The organism is Streptomyces sp. NPDC049627 (genome assembly GCF_044465645.1).
In the GTDB taxonomy this organism is placed as follows: Bacteria; Actinomycetota; Actinomycetes; order Streptomycetales; family Streptomycetaceae; genus Streptomyces.
Window position 1 is genome coordinate 323,049 of the sequence record NZ_JBITLW010000006.1, and the last position, 16,111, is coordinate 339,159.

12 protein-coding genes are annotated in these 16,111 nt (G+C 70.4%); 8 read left to right on the forward strand and 4 right to left on the reverse strand.

From position 1 onward, the window contains the following. Positions 1 to 109: 109 nt before the first annotated feature. Both ACIBU0_RS18565 and galE read left to right on the forward strand, forming a co-directional pair. The gene (locus ACIBU0_RS18565) at positions 110 to 1,702 is read left to right on the forward strand and encodes a glycosyltransferase family 2 protein (RefSeq protein WP_398819139.1); all 1,593 of its coding nucleotides are present in this window, start codon (positions 110 to 112) and stop codon (positions 1,700 to 1,702) included. 66 nt (positions 1,703 to 1,768) lie between these two features. Further along, a complete protein-coding gene (gene galE, locus ACIBU0_RS18570; RefSeq protein WP_398819142.1) occupies positions 1,769 to 2,737 on the forward strand; it encodes a UDP-glucose 4-epimerase GalE in 969 nt (322 codons plus the stop codon). A 58-nt stretch (positions 2,738 to 2,795) separates the two neighbouring features. Here the strand turns inward: galE and ACIBU0_RS18575 are convergent, their stop codons facing one another. Together ACIBU0_RS18575 and ACIBU0_RS18580 are read right to left on the reverse strand one after the other, a co-directional pair. After that, positions 2,796 to 3,914: a glycosyltransferase gene (locus tag ACIBU0_RS18575; RefSeq protein ID WP_398819145.1), complete on the reverse strand. Its 1,119-nt coding sequence runs from the start codon at positions 3,912 to 3,914 to the stop codon at positions 2,796 to 2,798. Beyond that, the gene (locus tag ACIBU0_RS18580; protein WP_398819148.1) at positions 3,899 to 6,739 is read right to left on the reverse strand and encodes a CDP-glycerol glycerophosphotransferase family protein; all 2,841 of its coding nucleotides are present in this window, start codon (positions 6,737 to 6,739) and stop codon (positions 3,899 to 3,901) included. Before ACIBU0_RS18580 ends, ACIBU0_RS18575 begins: the two co-directional genes overlap by 16 nt. A gap of 250 nt (positions 6,740 to 6,989) precedes the next feature. Between ACIBU0_RS18580 and ACIBU0_RS18585 the strand changes: the two genes are divergently transcribed. Together ACIBU0_RS18585 and ACIBU0_RS18590 are read left to right on the forward strand one after the other, a co-directional pair. Next, complete coding sequence (locus ACIBU0_RS18585) at positions 6,990 to 7,949, forward strand: TIGR03619 family F420-dependent LLM class oxidoreductase (protein ID WP_398819151.1); 960 nt, start codon at positions 6,990 to 6,992, stop codon at positions 7,947 to 7,949. A 98-nt stretch (positions 7,950 to 8,047) separates the two neighbouring features. Then, positions 8,048 to 8,680: a response regulator transcription factor gene (locus tag ACIBU0_RS18590; protein ID WP_398819154.1), complete on the forward strand. Its 633-nt coding sequence runs from the start codon at positions 8,048 to 8,050 to the stop codon at positions 8,678 to 8,680. A 16-nt stretch (positions 8,681 to 8,696) separates the two neighbouring features. Here ACIBU0_RS18590 and ACIBU0_RS18595 read toward each other — a convergent pair whose 3' ends face one another. Together ACIBU0_RS18595 and ACIBU0_RS18600 are read right to left on the reverse strand one after the other, a co-directional pair. Further along, entirely contained in the window at positions 8,697 to 9,488 is a 792-nt protein-coding gene (locus ACIBU0_RS18595) for a hypothetical protein (RefSeq protein ID WP_398819156.1), read from the reverse strand. 27 nt (positions 9,489 to 9,515) lie between these two features. After that, positions 9,516 to 10,259 (reverse strand): hypothetical protein, encoded by a 744-nt coding sequence (locus ACIBU0_RS18600; RefSeq protein WP_398819158.1) that lies wholly within the window; start codon positions 10,257 to 10,259, stop codon positions 9,516 to 9,518. Positions 10,260 to 10,426: 167 nt separating this feature from the next. Here ACIBU0_RS18600 and ACIBU0_RS18605 point away from each other — a divergent pair, with 167 nt between their 5' ends. From ACIBU0_RS18605 to ACIBU0_RS18620, 4 genes are all read left to right on the forward strand, one after another. Continuing rightward, on the forward strand, positions 10,427 to 11,197 hold the full coding sequence (locus ACIBU0_RS18605) for an SDR family NAD(P)-dependent oxidoreductase (protein ID WP_398819161.1): 771 nt from the start codon (positions 10,427 to 10,429) through the stop codon (positions 11,195 to 11,197). A gap of 122 nt (positions 11,198 to 11,319) precedes the next feature. Further along, positions 11,320 to 12,438 carry an LLM class flavin-dependent oxidoreductase gene (locus tag ACIBU0_RS18610; protein ID WP_398819164.1) on the forward strand — a complete coding sequence of 373 codons (1,119 nt, stop codon included), beginning with the start codon at positions 11,320 to 11,322 and terminating at the stop codon, positions 12,436 to 12,438. 96 nt (positions 12,439 to 12,534) lie between these two features. Beyond that, positions 12,535 to 14,265: an amidohydrolase family protein gene (locus tag ACIBU0_RS18615; protein ID WP_398819166.1), complete on the forward strand. Its 1,731-nt coding sequence runs from the start codon at positions 12,535 to 12,537 to the stop codon at positions 14,263 to 14,265. Then, positions 14,262 to 15,725 (forward strand): aldehyde dehydrogenase family protein, encoded by a 1,464-nt coding sequence (locus ACIBU0_RS18620; RefSeq protein ID WP_398819169.1) that lies wholly within the window; start codon positions 14,262 to 14,264, stop codon positions 15,723 to 15,725. Before ACIBU0_RS18615 ends, ACIBU0_RS18620 begins: the two co-directional genes overlap by 4 nt. Positions 15,726 to 16,111: the final 386 nt, after the last annotated feature.

A 16,111-nucleotide genomic window follows, 5' to 3' on the forward strand; every position in this document is an offset into this window, starting at 1 on the left:
AACCCGTTCGAGCGGAACCCCGACCCCATGCACACCCTCTTTCCCTCCGAGGTGCGAAGTAACTCGTACCTGAACATTACGCACATACTCACCATGGGGTCGGGCAGTCATGGCTCTCCAGCACGCGCAGGTCACCGTCGTCGTCATCGGCTACGACGACGCCGCCCACGTGGCCGACGCGGTGCGTTCCGCGCTCGCACAGGGACCGGCCGTCCGCGAGGTGATCGCGGTCGACGACTGCTCGGCGGACGGCAGCGCGGAACTGCTGGAAGGACTGGCCGCAGGCGAACCGCGCCTGAAGGTGATCCGCCGCCCCGTCAACAGCGGCGGCTGTGGCACCCCGCGCAACGACGGCCTGAACGCCGCGGTCTCGCCCTATGTGATGTTCCTGGACAGCGACGACGTGCTGCCGCCGGGCGCCGTCGACGCGTTGCTGGACGCGGCCGTACAGCACGACGCGCCGGTCGCGGCCGGGCTGTGCCTGCGCAAGGAGCTGCCGTCCGGTCGGGAGACGCCCTGGCGGCACGAGCTGTACACCAGCCGCACGCTGATCACCCACCCCACCCAGCGGGTGCACCTGGTCGAGGACACGCTCTCGGTCAACAAGCTCTACCGCACCGACTTCCTGCGCGCGCACGGCATCCGCTTCCCCGAGGGCCGCTTCCCCTACGAGGACTTCGTCTTCACCGCGCGCGTGCTGGCCGCCGGTCCGCGCATCGCCCTCGTCCCGGAGCCCGTGTACATCTGGCACGTGCGCCGGTCGGCGGCCCGGCTGTCCATCTCCCTCGACCGCTCGAACATCGCCAACTGGCAGGCCCGGATCAACGCCGACCAGCTGTCGTACGACATCCTGCTGGGCGCGGGCGAGAAGCGGCTGGCGCGGGCGACGCGGGCGCGCTTCCTCGACCACTCGCTGCGGATGTACGCGCGCGAGCTCGACCTGCGCAGTGCCGAATACCGGCGCCAGTGGTGGAATCTCACGCGCGCCTACCTGGCCACCTTCGACGAGGGCGACTTCGCGTCGGCGCCCGCGCCCGGCCGCGTCGTCGCCCGGGTGGTCCTCGCCTCCGGGGAGCCGTGCGACCTGGGCCGGCTCAAGGAACTCGCGGCCCGCCCGGCCCGGCTGAACCCGCCGTACCCGCGTGCGCAGGACGGCTCCCCGATCTGGTCGGCGGAGCTGCCCGAGGTCGAGCTGGACCATCTGCTGGTCCGCCCCGTGCACCTGCTGCCCGCCGCCGTCGACGCCGAACTGCGGCCACGCGCGCGTGGGACGGTGCTCCGGCTGCGCCTGCACGAGCTGTACGGGCGCATGGCGCAGGCCGGACCGGAGGCCGTCGAGGCGGAGTTCCGGGAGCGGGACGACGGGCGTGTGGGATGCGCCGCCACGGCGCCCCTCACCGCCGATCCGGACTCCGGCACCTGGACGACCGAGTTCCCGCTGGACCTGGCGGCGCTGGGCCGCGGCACCTGGGACCTCGAGCTGCGGCTGTGCTTCGCGGACGGCTCCCACCGGGACGTCACCGCCCACGCCGTCGCGGGCGCCGGGCTGCTGGGCCGGCGCGCCCTGCCGAGCCTGCGCCACGCCGTGCTGCTGGTGCAGCCGTACGCGACCCACTCGGGGGCGCTGGCGGTGCGGCTCGCGCCCGGTCTGAGCGGCGTGACCGATGTCGTACGCCGTCGCCTCAAGCGCCTCTTCCGCTGACATACCGCTTCCCTGACATACCGCTTCGCCGATACGTGACCCATTCCTTCGAAGGGACCGCTGTTCATGACCTGGCTGATCACCGGTGGCGCCGGCTACATCGGGGCGCACGTCGTGCGTGCGCTCGTCGAGGCGGGCGAACGAGCCGTCGTCTACGACGACCTCTCCACGGGGTTCGCCGAGCGGGTGCCCGAGGGCGTGCCGCTGGTCGTCGGCTCCACGCTGGACGGTGAGCTGCTCGGGCGCGTCCTGCGGGAGCAGGGCGTCACCGGCGTCGTCCACCTCGCGGCGAAGAAGCAGGTCGGCGAGTCCGTCGAACTGCCACTGCACTACTACCGGGAGAACGTCGAGGGCCTGCGCACCCTGCTGTCCGCGGTCACCGGGGCCGGGGTGGCGTCGTTCGTGTTCTCCTCGTCGGCGGCCGTCTACGGCATGCAGGATGTCGATCTCGTCACCGAGGAGACGCCGTGCGGGCCGATGAGCCCGTACGGCGAGACGAAGCTGGCCGGCGAGTGGCTGGTACGGGCCACGGGCCGGGCCACCGGTCTGTCGACGGCCTCGCTCCGCTATTTCAACGTGGCCGGGGCGGCCACTCCCGAACTGGCCGACACCGGCGTCTTCAACCTCGTCCCGATGGTGTTCGAGAAGCTCACCGAGGGCGCCCCGCCGAGGATCTTCGGCGCCGACTACCCGACCCCCGACGGGACCTGCGTGCGCGACTACATCCACGTCGTCGACCTGGCGGAGGCCCATGTGGCGGCCGCGCGGCGGCTGCGCGAGGCACCGGGCACGGACCTCACCCTCAACATCGGGCGCGGGGAGGGCGTCTCGGTGCGCGAGATGATCGACCGGATCAACGCGCTCACCGGCCACGCCCTGCCCCCCGAGGTCGTGGACCGGCGGCCGGGCGACCCCGCCAGGGTCGTCGCCTCGGCTGGCCGCGCCGCGGCGGAGCTGGGCTGGAAGGCGCGGTACGGGGTGGACGACATGATCGCGTCGGCCTGGGCGGGCTGGACCCGGAACCACTCCGCCTGAAACGCCAGAAAGGGGGGTGGGGCCGAGGCCCCACCCCCCTTTCTGCCTCTCCGCGCTGCTACCTCTCCAGGAAGTCGAACAGCGCTTCCCAGCGCCCCGCGATCTCGTCCGCCCCGTACCTGCGGATGTTCTCCCTGGCCGCGTCGCCCATCCGGTCCCGCAGCCCCGCGTCCGACATCAGCAGGTCCAGCTTGCGGGCGAGTTCGCCGGTGTTGCCGGGCCTGGCGAGGAGGCCGTCCTCCCCGTCGCGGATGATCTCGTGGACGCCGGGGGCGCAGTCGAAGGCGGCGCAGGGGACGCCCATGGCCATGGCCTCCATGAGCGCGAGCGGGAAACCCTCACCCCTGGACGACAGCGCGAACACCGACCCGCCCCGCAGGGCGCCCGGCACATCGCTCGTGCGTCCCATCCAGGTGACCGAGTCGTCGAGGCCCAGGGCGGTGCACTGCTTCCTGAGGATCTCCTCGTCCTCCCCGGAGCCGTAGATCTTCAGCACCCAGCCGGGGTGCCGCGGGGCCACCTCGGACCAGGTGTCGAGGAGCATGTCGACGCCCTTCTCGTCGCTGAGCCGGCCGATGCTGATGACGGCCTTCTCACTGCGCGGCGAGGGCACCTCCGGCAGCCAGGGCACGGAGTTCGGCAGGAACGAGGCGTTGTTGAGGCCCGCGCCGATCCACAGGTCGGCGTCCTCGCGGGTGAGGACGAGCATGCGGTCGACGTCCCGGTAGTGCTTGAGGACCCGGCGGAAGCGCGAGGACCGCTTCGAGGTCTCGAAGGACTCGTGGCTCATCCCGATGACGGTGAGTCCGCCGGTGTCGGCGAGGTTCACCCACTCCATCGCCCACACCTGGGTCACGATGACGACAGCGCCCGGGCGCGCGGCCCGGAACAGGTTCGTCAGCACGCCGGCCTTCTCCCGCATGCTCGCGTCCCGCGCCCGGCCGGGCGCCGGCGGCTGGCCGGCGTACAACCGGGTCGTGGGGTAGGGGAGTTCGCCGAGGTCGTGCGGGTCCTCGGGGGTGGTGATGCCGATGACGTGGACGCGGTGGCCGCGCTCGGTGAGGAGCCGGGCCATCTGGTGGGACCAGCTGGTCACTCCGCCCAGTTCGTCGACGCTGTTGGAGACGAGGAAGACGTCCCGCCTCGTCGTGCCGTCCTCCACTACGCCTTCCTCCACTCGCTGAAGAACTCCTCGACGATGCTCTGTGCGGCCGTGCCCTTGTCGTACTCGCCGAAGTCGGCCACGAACCTCTCCCGCGCCGCCGCGTACTTGACCGACTGCTCCTCCAGCGGCGACGCCGCCAGTACGGAGTACAGCTCCTCCTCCGTGCGCACGACCGGGCCCGGTGCCCGTTCCAGCAGGTCGAAGTAGGTGCCGCGGCCTTCGTGCACGTACTCCTCGTAGTCGTGCGGGAAGAAGAGCATCGGCCGGTCCAGCAGGGCGTAGTCGAACATCACCGACGAGTAGTCCGTGATCAGGGCGTCGGCGAGCGCGAGGAGCGGGGTCACGTCGTGGTGGTCCGACACGTCGATGACGCGGCCCCGTACGGACGGCGGGAGCACGACGTGGTTGAGGTAGTGCGCGCGGACGAGGAGGACGTACCGGTCGCCGAACTCCTCCGCGAAGCGCTCCACGTCGAAGGGCAGCGCGAAACGGCGCCCGCCCTGGTGACGGAAGGTGGGCGCGTACAGCAGCACCTTCTTCCCGGCCGGGATGCCCAACTCGTCGGCCAGCGGGGGTCGTTCGGCCGCCTCGCGGGCCCGCGCGAGCTCGTCGTTGCGCGGGTAGCCCACCCGCAGCAGCGTCTTCTCCCGCAGCCGGAAGGCCTTGGCCAGGGTGCGGACGTCGTGCTCCGAGCGGATCAGGAAGTGGTCGAAACGGTCCAGGGCGCGCTGCTGCTCCGCCTGTTCGGGGCGGGACTTGAGCTTCCAGCCGGCCTCGTCGAAGCCCATCCGCTTGAGCGCGGAGCCGTGCCAGGTCTGGATGTACGTCGTCCCGGGGCGCTTGGTCAGCTTCAGCGGGTAGCTCTGGTTGTCGATCCAGAACTCGGCGCGGGCCAGCGCCCTGAGGTAGGGCAGTGACCAGCGGCGCACCAGGGTGGCGTCGGCGGGGAAGCCCTTCGGGCTGCCCGTGTACGACCACACCGCCTCGAAGTCGAGCCCCTGGCGGCGCATCTCCTCATAGATCGCCCGGGGACTGTCGCTGTACTGCCGGCCGAGGTGGCTCTCGAAGACCACCAGCCGCTTGTGCACCGGCATCCGCAGGAAGACGTCGTGGTAGAGGCGGAGCTTGGTCTCTCCGGAGGTGGCCTTCGCGCGCAGTGCCTTCGCCTTGCGGTACCCGGTCTTGGCGAGGCGGCCGGGGGTGCCCTGCAGGCCGCGCACGACGAGGTCGTGCCCCTTCTTGCCGGGGACGAGACGGAAGGCGAGGTGGCCGCGGCTGGATATCTCCGGCTCGATCCGGTCGGCGACCAGCCGGGTGAGGCGGGGGCGCACCGGCACCTCGCCCGTCACCAGACCGGGCCGGGTGGCGGTGAGGCGCGTCGTCGTGCGCTCGCCGTCGACGTCCAGGTGGAGCCGTACGTCCCAGACGGCGTCCACGATGCCGAGCGGGCGCAGGCCCTTCGCCAGGTCCGCCGAGGCCTCCCAGGACACGTAGGGGCCCTCGTGCCGGAGCGTCGCCACGGGGAAGCGGAAGGTCTGGAAGCGCAGCCCCTTGCGGCGGGCGGAGAACTCCAGCTCGGCGGTGAGCCGGGCGCCGGCCGGGATGACTCCGAGGGGGTTGGTGACCCGGCCCGCGAGCCGGACGACACCGCCCTTGCCCGGCTGCTCCCCCTGCCCGTACCCGGTGAGCTCGTTGCGCGGGAACAGCTTCCCGACCGGCCGGGTGTGATAGCCGAGCTCGGTGACGTCCAGGATCCGCCGCGCGAAGGGATCGTCGTCGATGTGCTCGGCGCACCAGTAGATGCGCCCGTCGCGCTCGGTGAGCGGGGCGGAGACCTTGTCGCGGTTGGTGAGCGTGTCCACGGCGGGCAGCAGGTTGTCCCAGTCGCTCATCCGCAGCAGATACGCGCAGACCGCGTGGATCGGCTCGACCTCGTCGTACGCGGCCGGGTCGATCGACGCGAGATAGGCGCGGGCGAGCGCGGCGAACTCCTGGCGGTAGGCGGCGTCGCGGAAGGGCAGGTCACGCAGGTGCAGCACCAGGTCGTGCTTGAGGAACTTGACGTCCTTGCGGAACTTCAGCTCCTCCAGGCCCCGGTCGGCGAGCAGCCGGTCGACCCGGCGGTGCATCTCCATGCGGTGCGCGAAATTGGCGATCTCGGCCCGCCGGTTGCTGATCGACTTGGCACCGGCCGCCTTCTCGACCACGTTCCAGTCGTAGACCCGGTTCGGTATGAGCGTGATCCGGCGGGCCGCCGTGTACGCCTGGGCGGAGAAGAGCAGGTCCTCGTAGTGGATGCCGACGGGAAACTCCAGGCCGCCGTCGACCAGGAACTGACGGCGGTAGCACTTGTTGGTCGACAGGGTGTCGAAGACCAGCAGGTCGGGCAGCTCGGCGATGGAGTCGAGGGTGCGGGTACGGGCGTACAGCCACGGGTACCACTTGACCTCCTTGCGGTGCCGCGAGTCCACGTGGACGCGGACGCACATGCCGGAGACGAGGTCCGCGCCGGTGGTTTCGGCCGCGTCCAGGAAGTTGCGGCAGGCGTCGCGCTCCAGGACGTCGTCGCTGTCGAGGAAGAGGACGTACTCCCCGCGTGCCTCCTGGATGCCGCGGTTGCGGGGCGCCCCGCAACCGCCGCTGTTCTCGGCCAGCCGGTACGCGCGTACGCGGCCCGGGTGCTCGGCGGCGAGCCGGCAGGCCGCCTCGTACGAGCCGTCCGTGCTGTGGTCGTCGACGATCACGACCTCGACGCCCCGCAGAGTCTGCTCGAGTACCGAGCGCACGGCTGTGGGCAGCCTGGCCTCGTCGTTGTAGACGATGACGACGACGGACATGGCGGGTCGCTGATCCCCGTCCACTTTCACCCCATTCATCACTTCCTCCACCCTCTGGGGCGATCGCTCGCCAGAGAGTCACTTGGGTAGATGTCCAGAGGATCGATCGGGTTGCTTCCGCGGCCCCGGAGCCCCCTGCCGGCACGGAGAACGAGACATCCGTCACCATCCGTCTTGTCTGACGACCCGTCAGCTACGACGATGTCATGCGCGTCACTCCACCCTCCGGACCGCCAGTGAAGGGGGCGCCATGCCCGCCCTGCCACCGCAAGCGCGACGACTCGCCTACGGCATCCAGCTTCCCGTCCAGTCCCAGAGCACCCTCTACGCCGAGCCATGGGAGGCCGCCGCCGGCCCGGAGGACCTGGTGGCGATCGCCCGCGCCGCCGACCGCGCCGGCTTCGCCTACCTGGCGAGCTGCGACCACGTCGCCATCCCGCGCCGCCTCGCGTCCGCGATGAGCACGGTCTGGTACGACCCCGTCGCCACCCTCGCCTTCCTCGCGGCGGCCACCGGGCGGATACGGCTGCTCAGCCACGTCGCCGTCGTGGGGCTGCGGCATCCGCTCCTCACGGCCAAGCAGTACGCCACCCTCGATCACCTCAGCGGCGGCCGCCTGGTCCTCGGGGTCGGGGCCGGGCATGTGCGGGAGGAGTTCGAGGTGCTCGGCGTCGACTTCGAGCGGCGCGGGCCCGTGCTGGACGAGACGGTCGACGCCCTGCGGGCGGCCCTCGGGCCACAGGAGTTCCCCGAGCACCACGGCAAGCTCTACGACTTCGAGGGCCTCGGCCAGCGGCCCCGGCCCGCTCAGGAGCGTGTCCCCGTCTGGGTCGGCGGGTCGTCCCCGGCCGCCGTGCGCAGGGCGGCGCTCAAGGGGGACGGGTGGCTGCCGCAGGGGGATCCGCGGGACCGGCTGCCCGCGCAGATCGCGCGGATACGGCGGCTCCGGGAGGAACAGGGCCTGGAAGGGCCGTTCACCGTCGGTGCCATCGCCGAGCCGCTGTACGTCGGGACGCCCGGCTGGGCCGTCGGGCGCCGGACGATCAGCGGGCCGCCGGACGCGATCGCCGAGTCCCTGCGCGCCTACCGGGCCATGGGGGTGGACCAGATCCAGGTGCGGTTCCGCAGCCGGAGCCGCGGCGAACTCGTGGGCCAGATCGAGGAGTTCGGGGAGGAGGTCGCGCCGTTGCTGGCCGACGCCGTGCGGTAACCGCATTCCTTGAAAGCTTGAACATGTCCACGCCGGGCGCCGTATGTACGAACGTACGGACGTACCGATGTACGGCTTCGGCGGAAGGACACCATCACGTGCACTCTTCCCGGAAACTCTCCGTCGCCCTCGCCTGCGCCGAGGGTGCCTGGCCGCACCCCGGCTGGCCGGCCCCGGACGACCCGTATGTCGAGCGGGCGCTGCACCTGCGCCCGCCGTACACCGTTCCCGAGGACGTGGACGTCGTCGTCCTGCGCTGTGACGACCCGTCGGAGCCCCTGCGGGAGCTGAGCGCCATCGGCGTCCCCGTGATCGTCGTCAGTCCGCGCCGGGACACCGCCACGGTGCTGGAGGTGTTCCGCGGCGGGGCGGGCTATCTGATCGAGGGCGACTACTGCACCTGCATGCTCTCCTCGGCCGTCGTCGGGGCCACCGTGGGCCACACCTACCTCTCCCCGGCGGCCTGCGCGGCCCTGAGCGAGGGAGCCCGGCGGGCGTCCACCGGGGACGCGGCGACGGAGCGGCTGCGCGGCATGCTCTCGCCGCGGGAGCGCCAGATCATGGAGCTGCTGTCGACCGGGCTCGGGGCGCAGGAGATCGGCCTGCGATTACGGCTGAGCGAGAAGACGGTCCGCAACAACCTCAGCAACATCTACGCCAAGCTCGACGCGCGCGGCAGCACGGACGCGGTCCTGAGGTGGCTGGGAGCCGCGTCCGTGCTTCGCATCTGAGAACTTCCGCGGCGTTCTACGACGCCGGGATCTCGGCGAGCGGTATTTCGACGTCGGTGACGTTCTCGCCGCCCTCACCGAATCCGGGTTCCGACCTGAGGGCGCGTGTGGAGTTCCGCAGCCCCGCGGCCTCCGGCGTTCCGCACTTCACGTTGCGCAGCCAGAGGCGGCCGTCGGGAGTGCCGTTCTTCAGGATCTGCGGATAGAAGACATGCATGCTCGTGGCGCCCTCGCTCGGCGCGAAGAACACCTTCTGGCCGTCCTGTGCCTCCTTGTACGTGGCCCGCAGGAAGCCGCTCACGTCGGTGCGTTTGGCGGACCACATGAAGAAGGCGATGCTGTCCGCCTGCACGGTGTCCGTCCTGCTGAACGCCAGGGTGGTCGTCTTGTCGTCGCGCGTGATGTTGACTTCCGAGGTGCTGAACTTCACGCCGATCTCGAAGACGGAATTGCCGAGCTTCGTGCCGGCTTCCGCGGTGAATCCGTCCTCCAGCTGGATGGTCCTGGTGACGGACGCGCTCACATTGAAGGTCTTCGAGGCGGTGGCCGTCGACGCGCAGTTGTCGGTCACGGCGGAGACGCGCTGATTGGGCCCGAGATTGTCCCTCTTGAACTGGACGTCGACGAACTCGCAGTTCTCCAGCTTGTCCGAGTCCGCCGAGCAGTCGGCGGTGACCTCGGAGGGGGTGGCGGCGCCCGCCGGGTTCATCAGCGGTACGGCGACCGCGACGGCGACCAGCGGGGACAGGGCAAGGGTGATGCGCTTCTTCTTGCTGCGGTGGCTTCTGGTGCGGGCAGTGCGTGTCATGGGGGGTTCTCCTGTGTGTGGGGGGGCTCAGCAGTCGGTCAGTACGGCCTTGGAGGTGCCGTCCACGACACCGGGCGCACCCGCCGCTCCGGGGAGGATCACGGGGCCCTCGACGGCCTCCGGCGCCACGAAGTTCTGCTCGGGTGTGGCATTGGTGACGGTGGTCGCCTCGCGGGCGTCGATCCGGACCCGCCATTCGCCGGTCATGCGCTGCATCTTCGGCGTGAACTCCATGTGGAGCACCTTGCCGACCGGCACTTCCCGCTGTTCCGTGTCACCGGCGGTCGCCGACCTGACGGTCATGTCGAGGGTGCCCTTGTGCTTGACCCAGGATCCGCTCAGCGCTCCGAAGAGCCCTCCGCCGCCGCCCTGTTGGGTGGAGGTGTACTTGCCCTGTCCCTGGGCCGCCGTCGCCGACCAGGTGACCGACACCTTCGCCGGTTCGGTGGCGTTCGGTTCGCAGTTCGGGAAGTCGATGGAGGCCTTTTCGGTCGGCCCGTCGAAGGTCTCGAAATTCGTCTCGACGAAATCACAGTTGTCGGACGCGAAACTCGGCCCGGCGATCGGATGGCCGCCGAAGTCGAAGATCGACTGCTGCTTTCCGTTGAGTACCTTGGCCCGCTGGCACATCGTCATGATCTGCTCGGGCGTCTTCTCGTCGGCGGCGTTCGCCGACGGCAGCAGTACGGTGGCGATGGCTCCGCCGGTCACCAGGGCCGACCCCACTGCCACGATCCTGATCTTCTTGTTCTTCAGTCTCCGCTTGGACATGGCGAGGATTTTGGATTCCCTTGACGGTCGCCGACAGGGTCAAACATCCCTACTTGTGAGTCACGTGAGATTCGCCTCAGCAACGCCGGCGACTTGCATCTGACGCATCGTCAGGTATGCCGCTACGATGCGGAGTCCACCGTGTCCACCATGTGCAGGGGGCCGCAATGGGCAAGCTCGACGGACGGGTCGTCATCGTCACCGGGGCAGCGCGCGGACAGGGCGAGCAGGAGGCGCGCCTCTTCGTCGCGGAGGGTGCGAGAGTCGTCGCCGCGGACGTTCTCGACGACCAGGGGCGCAAGCTCGCCGAGGAGCTGGGCGCCCTCTATGTCCACCTCGATGTCGGCGAGGAGGCGGACTGGCAGTCGGCGGTCGCCGCGGCGAAGGCGGCGTACGGCCATGTCGACGGCCTCGTCAACAACGCCGGCATCCTGCGCTTCAACGCCCTCCTCGACACGCCTCTCGACGAATTCATGCAGGTCGTGCGGGTGAATCAGGTGGGCTGCTTCCTCGGCGTCAAGACGGTGGCGCCCGAGATGGCCGACGGCGGCACGATCGTCAACACCGCCTCGTACACCGGGGTGACCGGCATGGCGGCCGTCGGGGCCTACGCCGCCACCAAGCACGCCATCGTCGGCCTCACCCGCGTCGCCGCCCTGGAGCTGGCCCCCCGGCACATCCGCGTCAACGCCATGTGCCCCGGCGCCATCGACACCGCGATGTCCAACCCGGCCCAGCTGGACCCGGCTGCCGACCTGGAGGAGATGTCCCGGGCGCTCGACACGCTGTACCGCAAGCTCGTGCCGCTCGGGCGGGTCGGGCAGCCGCAGGAGGTGGCGCGCCTCGCGCTGTTCCTGACCTCGGAGGACTCGTCGTACATCACCGGGCAGCCGTTCGTGATCGACGGGGGCTGGCTGGCCGGCGTCTCGGTCGTCTGAGCGCCGCCCGGCCTTCAGCTGACTGCCCGTCAGCTATTGACCATCCATGCGCCCGGTGCCACAGTCGGCGGCAGATCGCTATCTGACGAAGCGTCAGAAACTACTGGGGACGGTGAACCTCCTTGGAATTCGGGCTCTTTGTACAGGGATACGTGGGCAAGCGCGCCGAGACCGACCCGCTCGCCGAGCACAAGGCGCTGATGGAGGAGACCGAGTACGTCATCCAGGCGGACAAGTCCGGCTTCAAGTACGCCTGGGCGTCGGAGCACCACTTCCTGGAGGAGTACTCGCACCTCTCCGCGAACGATGTCTTCCTGGGCTACCTGGCCCACGCGACGGAACGGATCCATCTCGGGTCGGGGATCTTCAACCCGCTCGCCCAGGTCAACCACCCGGTGAAGGTCGCCGAGAAGGTGGCCATGCTCGACCATCTCACCGGCAACCGCTTCGAGTTCGGCAGCGGGCGCGGCGCCGGTTCGCACGAGATCCTCGGCTTCCTTCCCGGGATCACCGACATGAACTACACCAAGGAGATCTGGGAAGAGACCATCGCCGAGTTCCCCAAGATGTGGCTCCAGGACGAGTACGCCGGCTTCCAGGGCAAGCACTGGTCGCTGCCGCCGCGGAAGGTCCTGCCGAAGCCCTACGGGAAGTCCCACCCCGCGATGTGGTACGCGGCGGGGTCGCCGTCGTCGTACTCGATGGCGGCGAAGAAGGGGCTCGGCGTGCTGGGCTTCAGCGTGCAGAAGGTCGCCGACATGGAGTGGGTGCTGGAGCAGTACAAGACGGCGATCGTGGACGCGGAGCCGGTCGGGGACTTCGTCAACGACAACGTCATGGTGACGACGACGGCGATCTGTGCGCCGACCCATGACGAGGCGATACGGATCGCCCTGAACGGCGGGCTGCACTATCTGCCGTCGCTCGTCTTCCGGTATCACGACACCTTCCCGCGGCCGGAGGGGTTCCCGGTGTGGCCGGAGACGCTGCCCGAGTACACCGCCGAGTTCGTCGAGGTCCTCATCGAGGAGGAGCTGGTGATCTGCGGGGATCCGGACGAGGTGCTGCGGCAGTGCAAGCGGTGGGAGCAGGCGGGGGCGGACCAGCTGAGCTTCGGGCTGCCGGTGGGGATTCCGAAGGAGGAGACGTTGCAGACGATTCGGCTGATCGGGGAGCACGTGATTCCGAAGATCGATACGGATCCGGTTCATCGGACTTCGCGGTTCCGGAGCGGTGCCTGAGGGTTCGTCGGCGGCTGCGGGTTCGTGGGGGCTGGTCGCGCAGTTCCCCGCGCCCCTTGGCGGCATGTCCCACACGTGAGTTGAGGAGTTGACGTCATGCTCGATCACCTCATCAAAGGCGCGACCGTCGTTGATGGGACGGGCGCACCCGCCTACACCGCCGACGTCGGCATACGCGACGGCCGTATCGCCGTCATCGGCATCGTCACCGAAGAAGCCCGGTCCACCGAGGACGCCACCGGACTCGTCCTCGCACCCGGCTTCGTCGACCCCCACACCCACTACGACGCCCAGCTGTTCTGGGACCCGTATGCCACACCCTCCCTCAACCACGGCGTCACGACCGTCGCGGCCGGCAACTGCGGGTTCACGCTCGCCCCGCTCAACCCCGGCCGGCCCGCCGACGCCGACTACACCCGCCGCATGATGTCCAAGGTCGAGGGCATGTCGCTGGTGTCGCTCGAAGAAGGGGCGCCCTGGAGCTGGAACTCCTTCGGGGAGTACCTGGACGCGCTCGAAGGGCGGATCGCCGTCAACGCCGGGTTCATGGTGGGGCACTGTGCGCTGCGGCGGTATGTGATGGGGCCGCAGGCCGTCGGCGGACAGCCCACCGACGAGCAGCTCGACGCCATGCTCCGGCTGTTGCACGACGCCATGGATGCCGGAGCCTGGGGTTTCTCCACCACTCAGTCGTCCACGCACTCCGACGGGGACGGGCAGCCGGTCGCCTCCCGGCATGCGCTCCCGGCCGAACTGCTCGCGCTGTCGAAGGCCGTCGGGGAACACGAGGGGACGCAGATCGAGGGGATCGTCGCCGGGTGTCTCGATCAGTTCAGTGACGCCGAGATCGATCTGCTGGTGGAGATGAGCGCGGCGGCGGGGCGCCCCCTGAACTGGAACGTCCTGACCATCGACTCGGCCGTGCCCGCCCGCGTGCCCCGGCAACTGCTGGCGAGCGAGCGGGCGCGCAAGGCGGGCGGCCGGGTCGTGGCGCTGACCATGCCGATCCTCACGCCGATGAACATGTCGCTGGGGACGTTCTGCGCGCTGAACCTGATCCCGGGGTGGGGGCCGGTGCTCGGGCTGCCCGTGCCCGAGCGGATCGAGAAGCTGGGCGACCCCGCCGTACGGGCGGAGATGGTCAGGCGTGCCCAGTCCGAGGAGGCGGGTGTCTTCCGGCGGCTGACGAACTTCGGGCGGTACGTCATCGGCGACACCTACAGCGAGGCCAACCGCGGGCTGAGCGGGCGGATCGTGGAGGACATCGCGGCCGAGCGCGGGCTGGACCCCTTCTCCTGCCTCGTGGAGATCTGCGCCGCCGACGAGCTGCGTACCGTCCTGTGGCCCATGCCCACCGACAACGACCCCGCGTCCTGGGCCCTGCGCGCCGAGGCCTGGCAGCACGAGGACGTCCTGCTCGGCGGGTCGGACGCCGGGGCGCATCTGGACCGGATGTGCGGGGCGCCGTACACGACCCGGTTCCTCGGGGACTGTCTGCGCGGGCGGAGGCTGGCGAGCCTGGAGCAGGCGGTGAAGATGCTGACCGACGATCCCGCGCAGCTGTTCGGGCTGCGGGACCGCGGCCGGATCCAGGAGGGCTTCCATGCGGATCTGGTGCTCTTCGACCCGGAGCGGATCGACGCCGGTACGGCCACACTGGTGCACGACCTGCCGGGTGACAGCCCGCGGCTGGACTCCAGGGCGATCGGCGTGCGGGCCGTCTGGGTCAACGGGGTCGAGGCGATCCGCGACGACGTGGTGAGCGGGGCCGTGCCGGGGCGCGTGCTGCGGTCGGGGCGGGACACCAGGACGGTGGCCACGAGGTGAGCTCTCAAGGGCCGGTTCGGCAGCGGTTGTTCCTCGGGGGCTCGTGGGTGGAGCCGGACGGCGGCTATTACGCCGTGATCGATCCGGCGACGGAGGAGACCGTCGGGTGGGCGCCGGAGGCCTCGCGGGATCAGGTGCACGCGGCCTGTGCCGCGGCCCGCGAGGCCTTCGGGCCGTGGTCGCGTACGGCGCCGGAGGAGCGGGCGGCGGTGCTCGCGCGGGCCGCCGACATCATCCGCGGCCACCTCGTGCCGTACGCCGAACTCGCCCAGGCCGAGACCGGCGCGACCACCGGGACGGCCCGGGGCATGCAGGTCGGCGTCGGAGCGGCCCGGTTCCGGCGGTACGCGCGCGTGGAGCCCGCCGAGTGGGCGATCCCGCCGCAGGTCAACGAGGCGGGGCCGATGGGGAAGGCGGGTGTGATGGGCGCGCTGGCCGTCCGGCAGCCCGTCGGCGTCGTCACCTGCATCACCTCGTACAACAACCCGTGGGCCAACCCGGCGGGCAAGATCGCCCCCGCGCTGGCCATGGGCAACACGGTCGTCGTGAAGCCCGCCCCGCAGGATCCGCTGTCCGTCTACCGCATGGCGCAGGCGCTGGAAGCGGCAGGGGCGCCGGCGGGGGTGGTGAACGTCGTCTCCGGGCGGGCGGTGGAGGTCGGGGAGGCGGCCGTGTCGTCCCCGGACGTCGACATGGTCAGCTTCACCGGCTCCACGGCGGTCGGGCAGCGCATCGCCGAGGTGTGCGGGCGGGACATGAAACGCCAGTTGATGGAGCTCGGCGGGAAGGGCGCGGCGGTCGTCCTCGACGACGCGGACGTCGGGTCGGCGGCGGCCGGGATCGGGACGACGTTCTCCTTCTACAGCGGGCAGATCTGCACGGCGCCGACGCGGGTGCTGGCCCAGCGGGGCGTGTACGACCGGCTGGTCGAGCAACTGGCCGCGTACGCGGGACGGTTGACGGTGGGCGATCCGCGCGAGGCGTCCACGATCGTCGGGCCGGTCATCTCCGCGGAGCACCGGGACCGGGTCGAGTCGTACGTGGAGACGGGCCGGAAGGAGGGCGCGGTGGTCGTGGCGGGCGGTGAACGGCCGCCGTACGAGCGCGGTTTCTACGTCGCGCCGACACTGCTCGCGGACTGCACCAACGACATGCGGGTCGCCCGGGAGGAGATCTTCGGGCCGGTGGTCGTCGTCATCCCCTTCGGTGACGAGGAGGAGGGCATCGCCCTGGCCAACGACAGCGACTACGGGCTGATCGACTACGTGTGGTCGTCAGACGTGGCCCGCGCCTTCCGGGTCGCGCGGCGGTTGCGGGCCGGCGGGGTCGGGATCAACACGGTCGGCCGGAACATGGAGGCGCCGTTCGGCGGCTTCAAGAAGAGCGGAGTGGGCCGGGACGTCGGCTCGTACGCGCTGCACGCCTACAGCGAGGTGCAGGCGATCGTGTGGCCGGGGTGACGGTGGTCGGGGTGGCGCTCGCTTGCGCCCGCACGCGGGCAGGGCGCCGGGGTCGTCTACGGGTGGATTCGGACTGTCCGGGCCGTGTTCGGTGCCGTCGCCGTAGGCCTTGATCCGGCTGCTGTTCGTGCTGACCTTCGCCCTTCTTGACCTGGACCTTGCAGTCGAGGTCGGCGCAGTGCGGGCGTTCCTTGACGGCTCCGTCGAAGAGCATCCTGAACGGCTGCGAAACAACGCCGGTCACCTGGCCGGCGAAGTCCAGCGCTCAGGAACCGAGCTTCTTCCGTACTCCCGGCCCCGTGCAGTCGGCCGGTGCTCTGATGTCGACCGGGGCGAGTAGGTCGGCCCACGAGCACCGATGCGACCACAGCGCGTCGGTAGGCGCC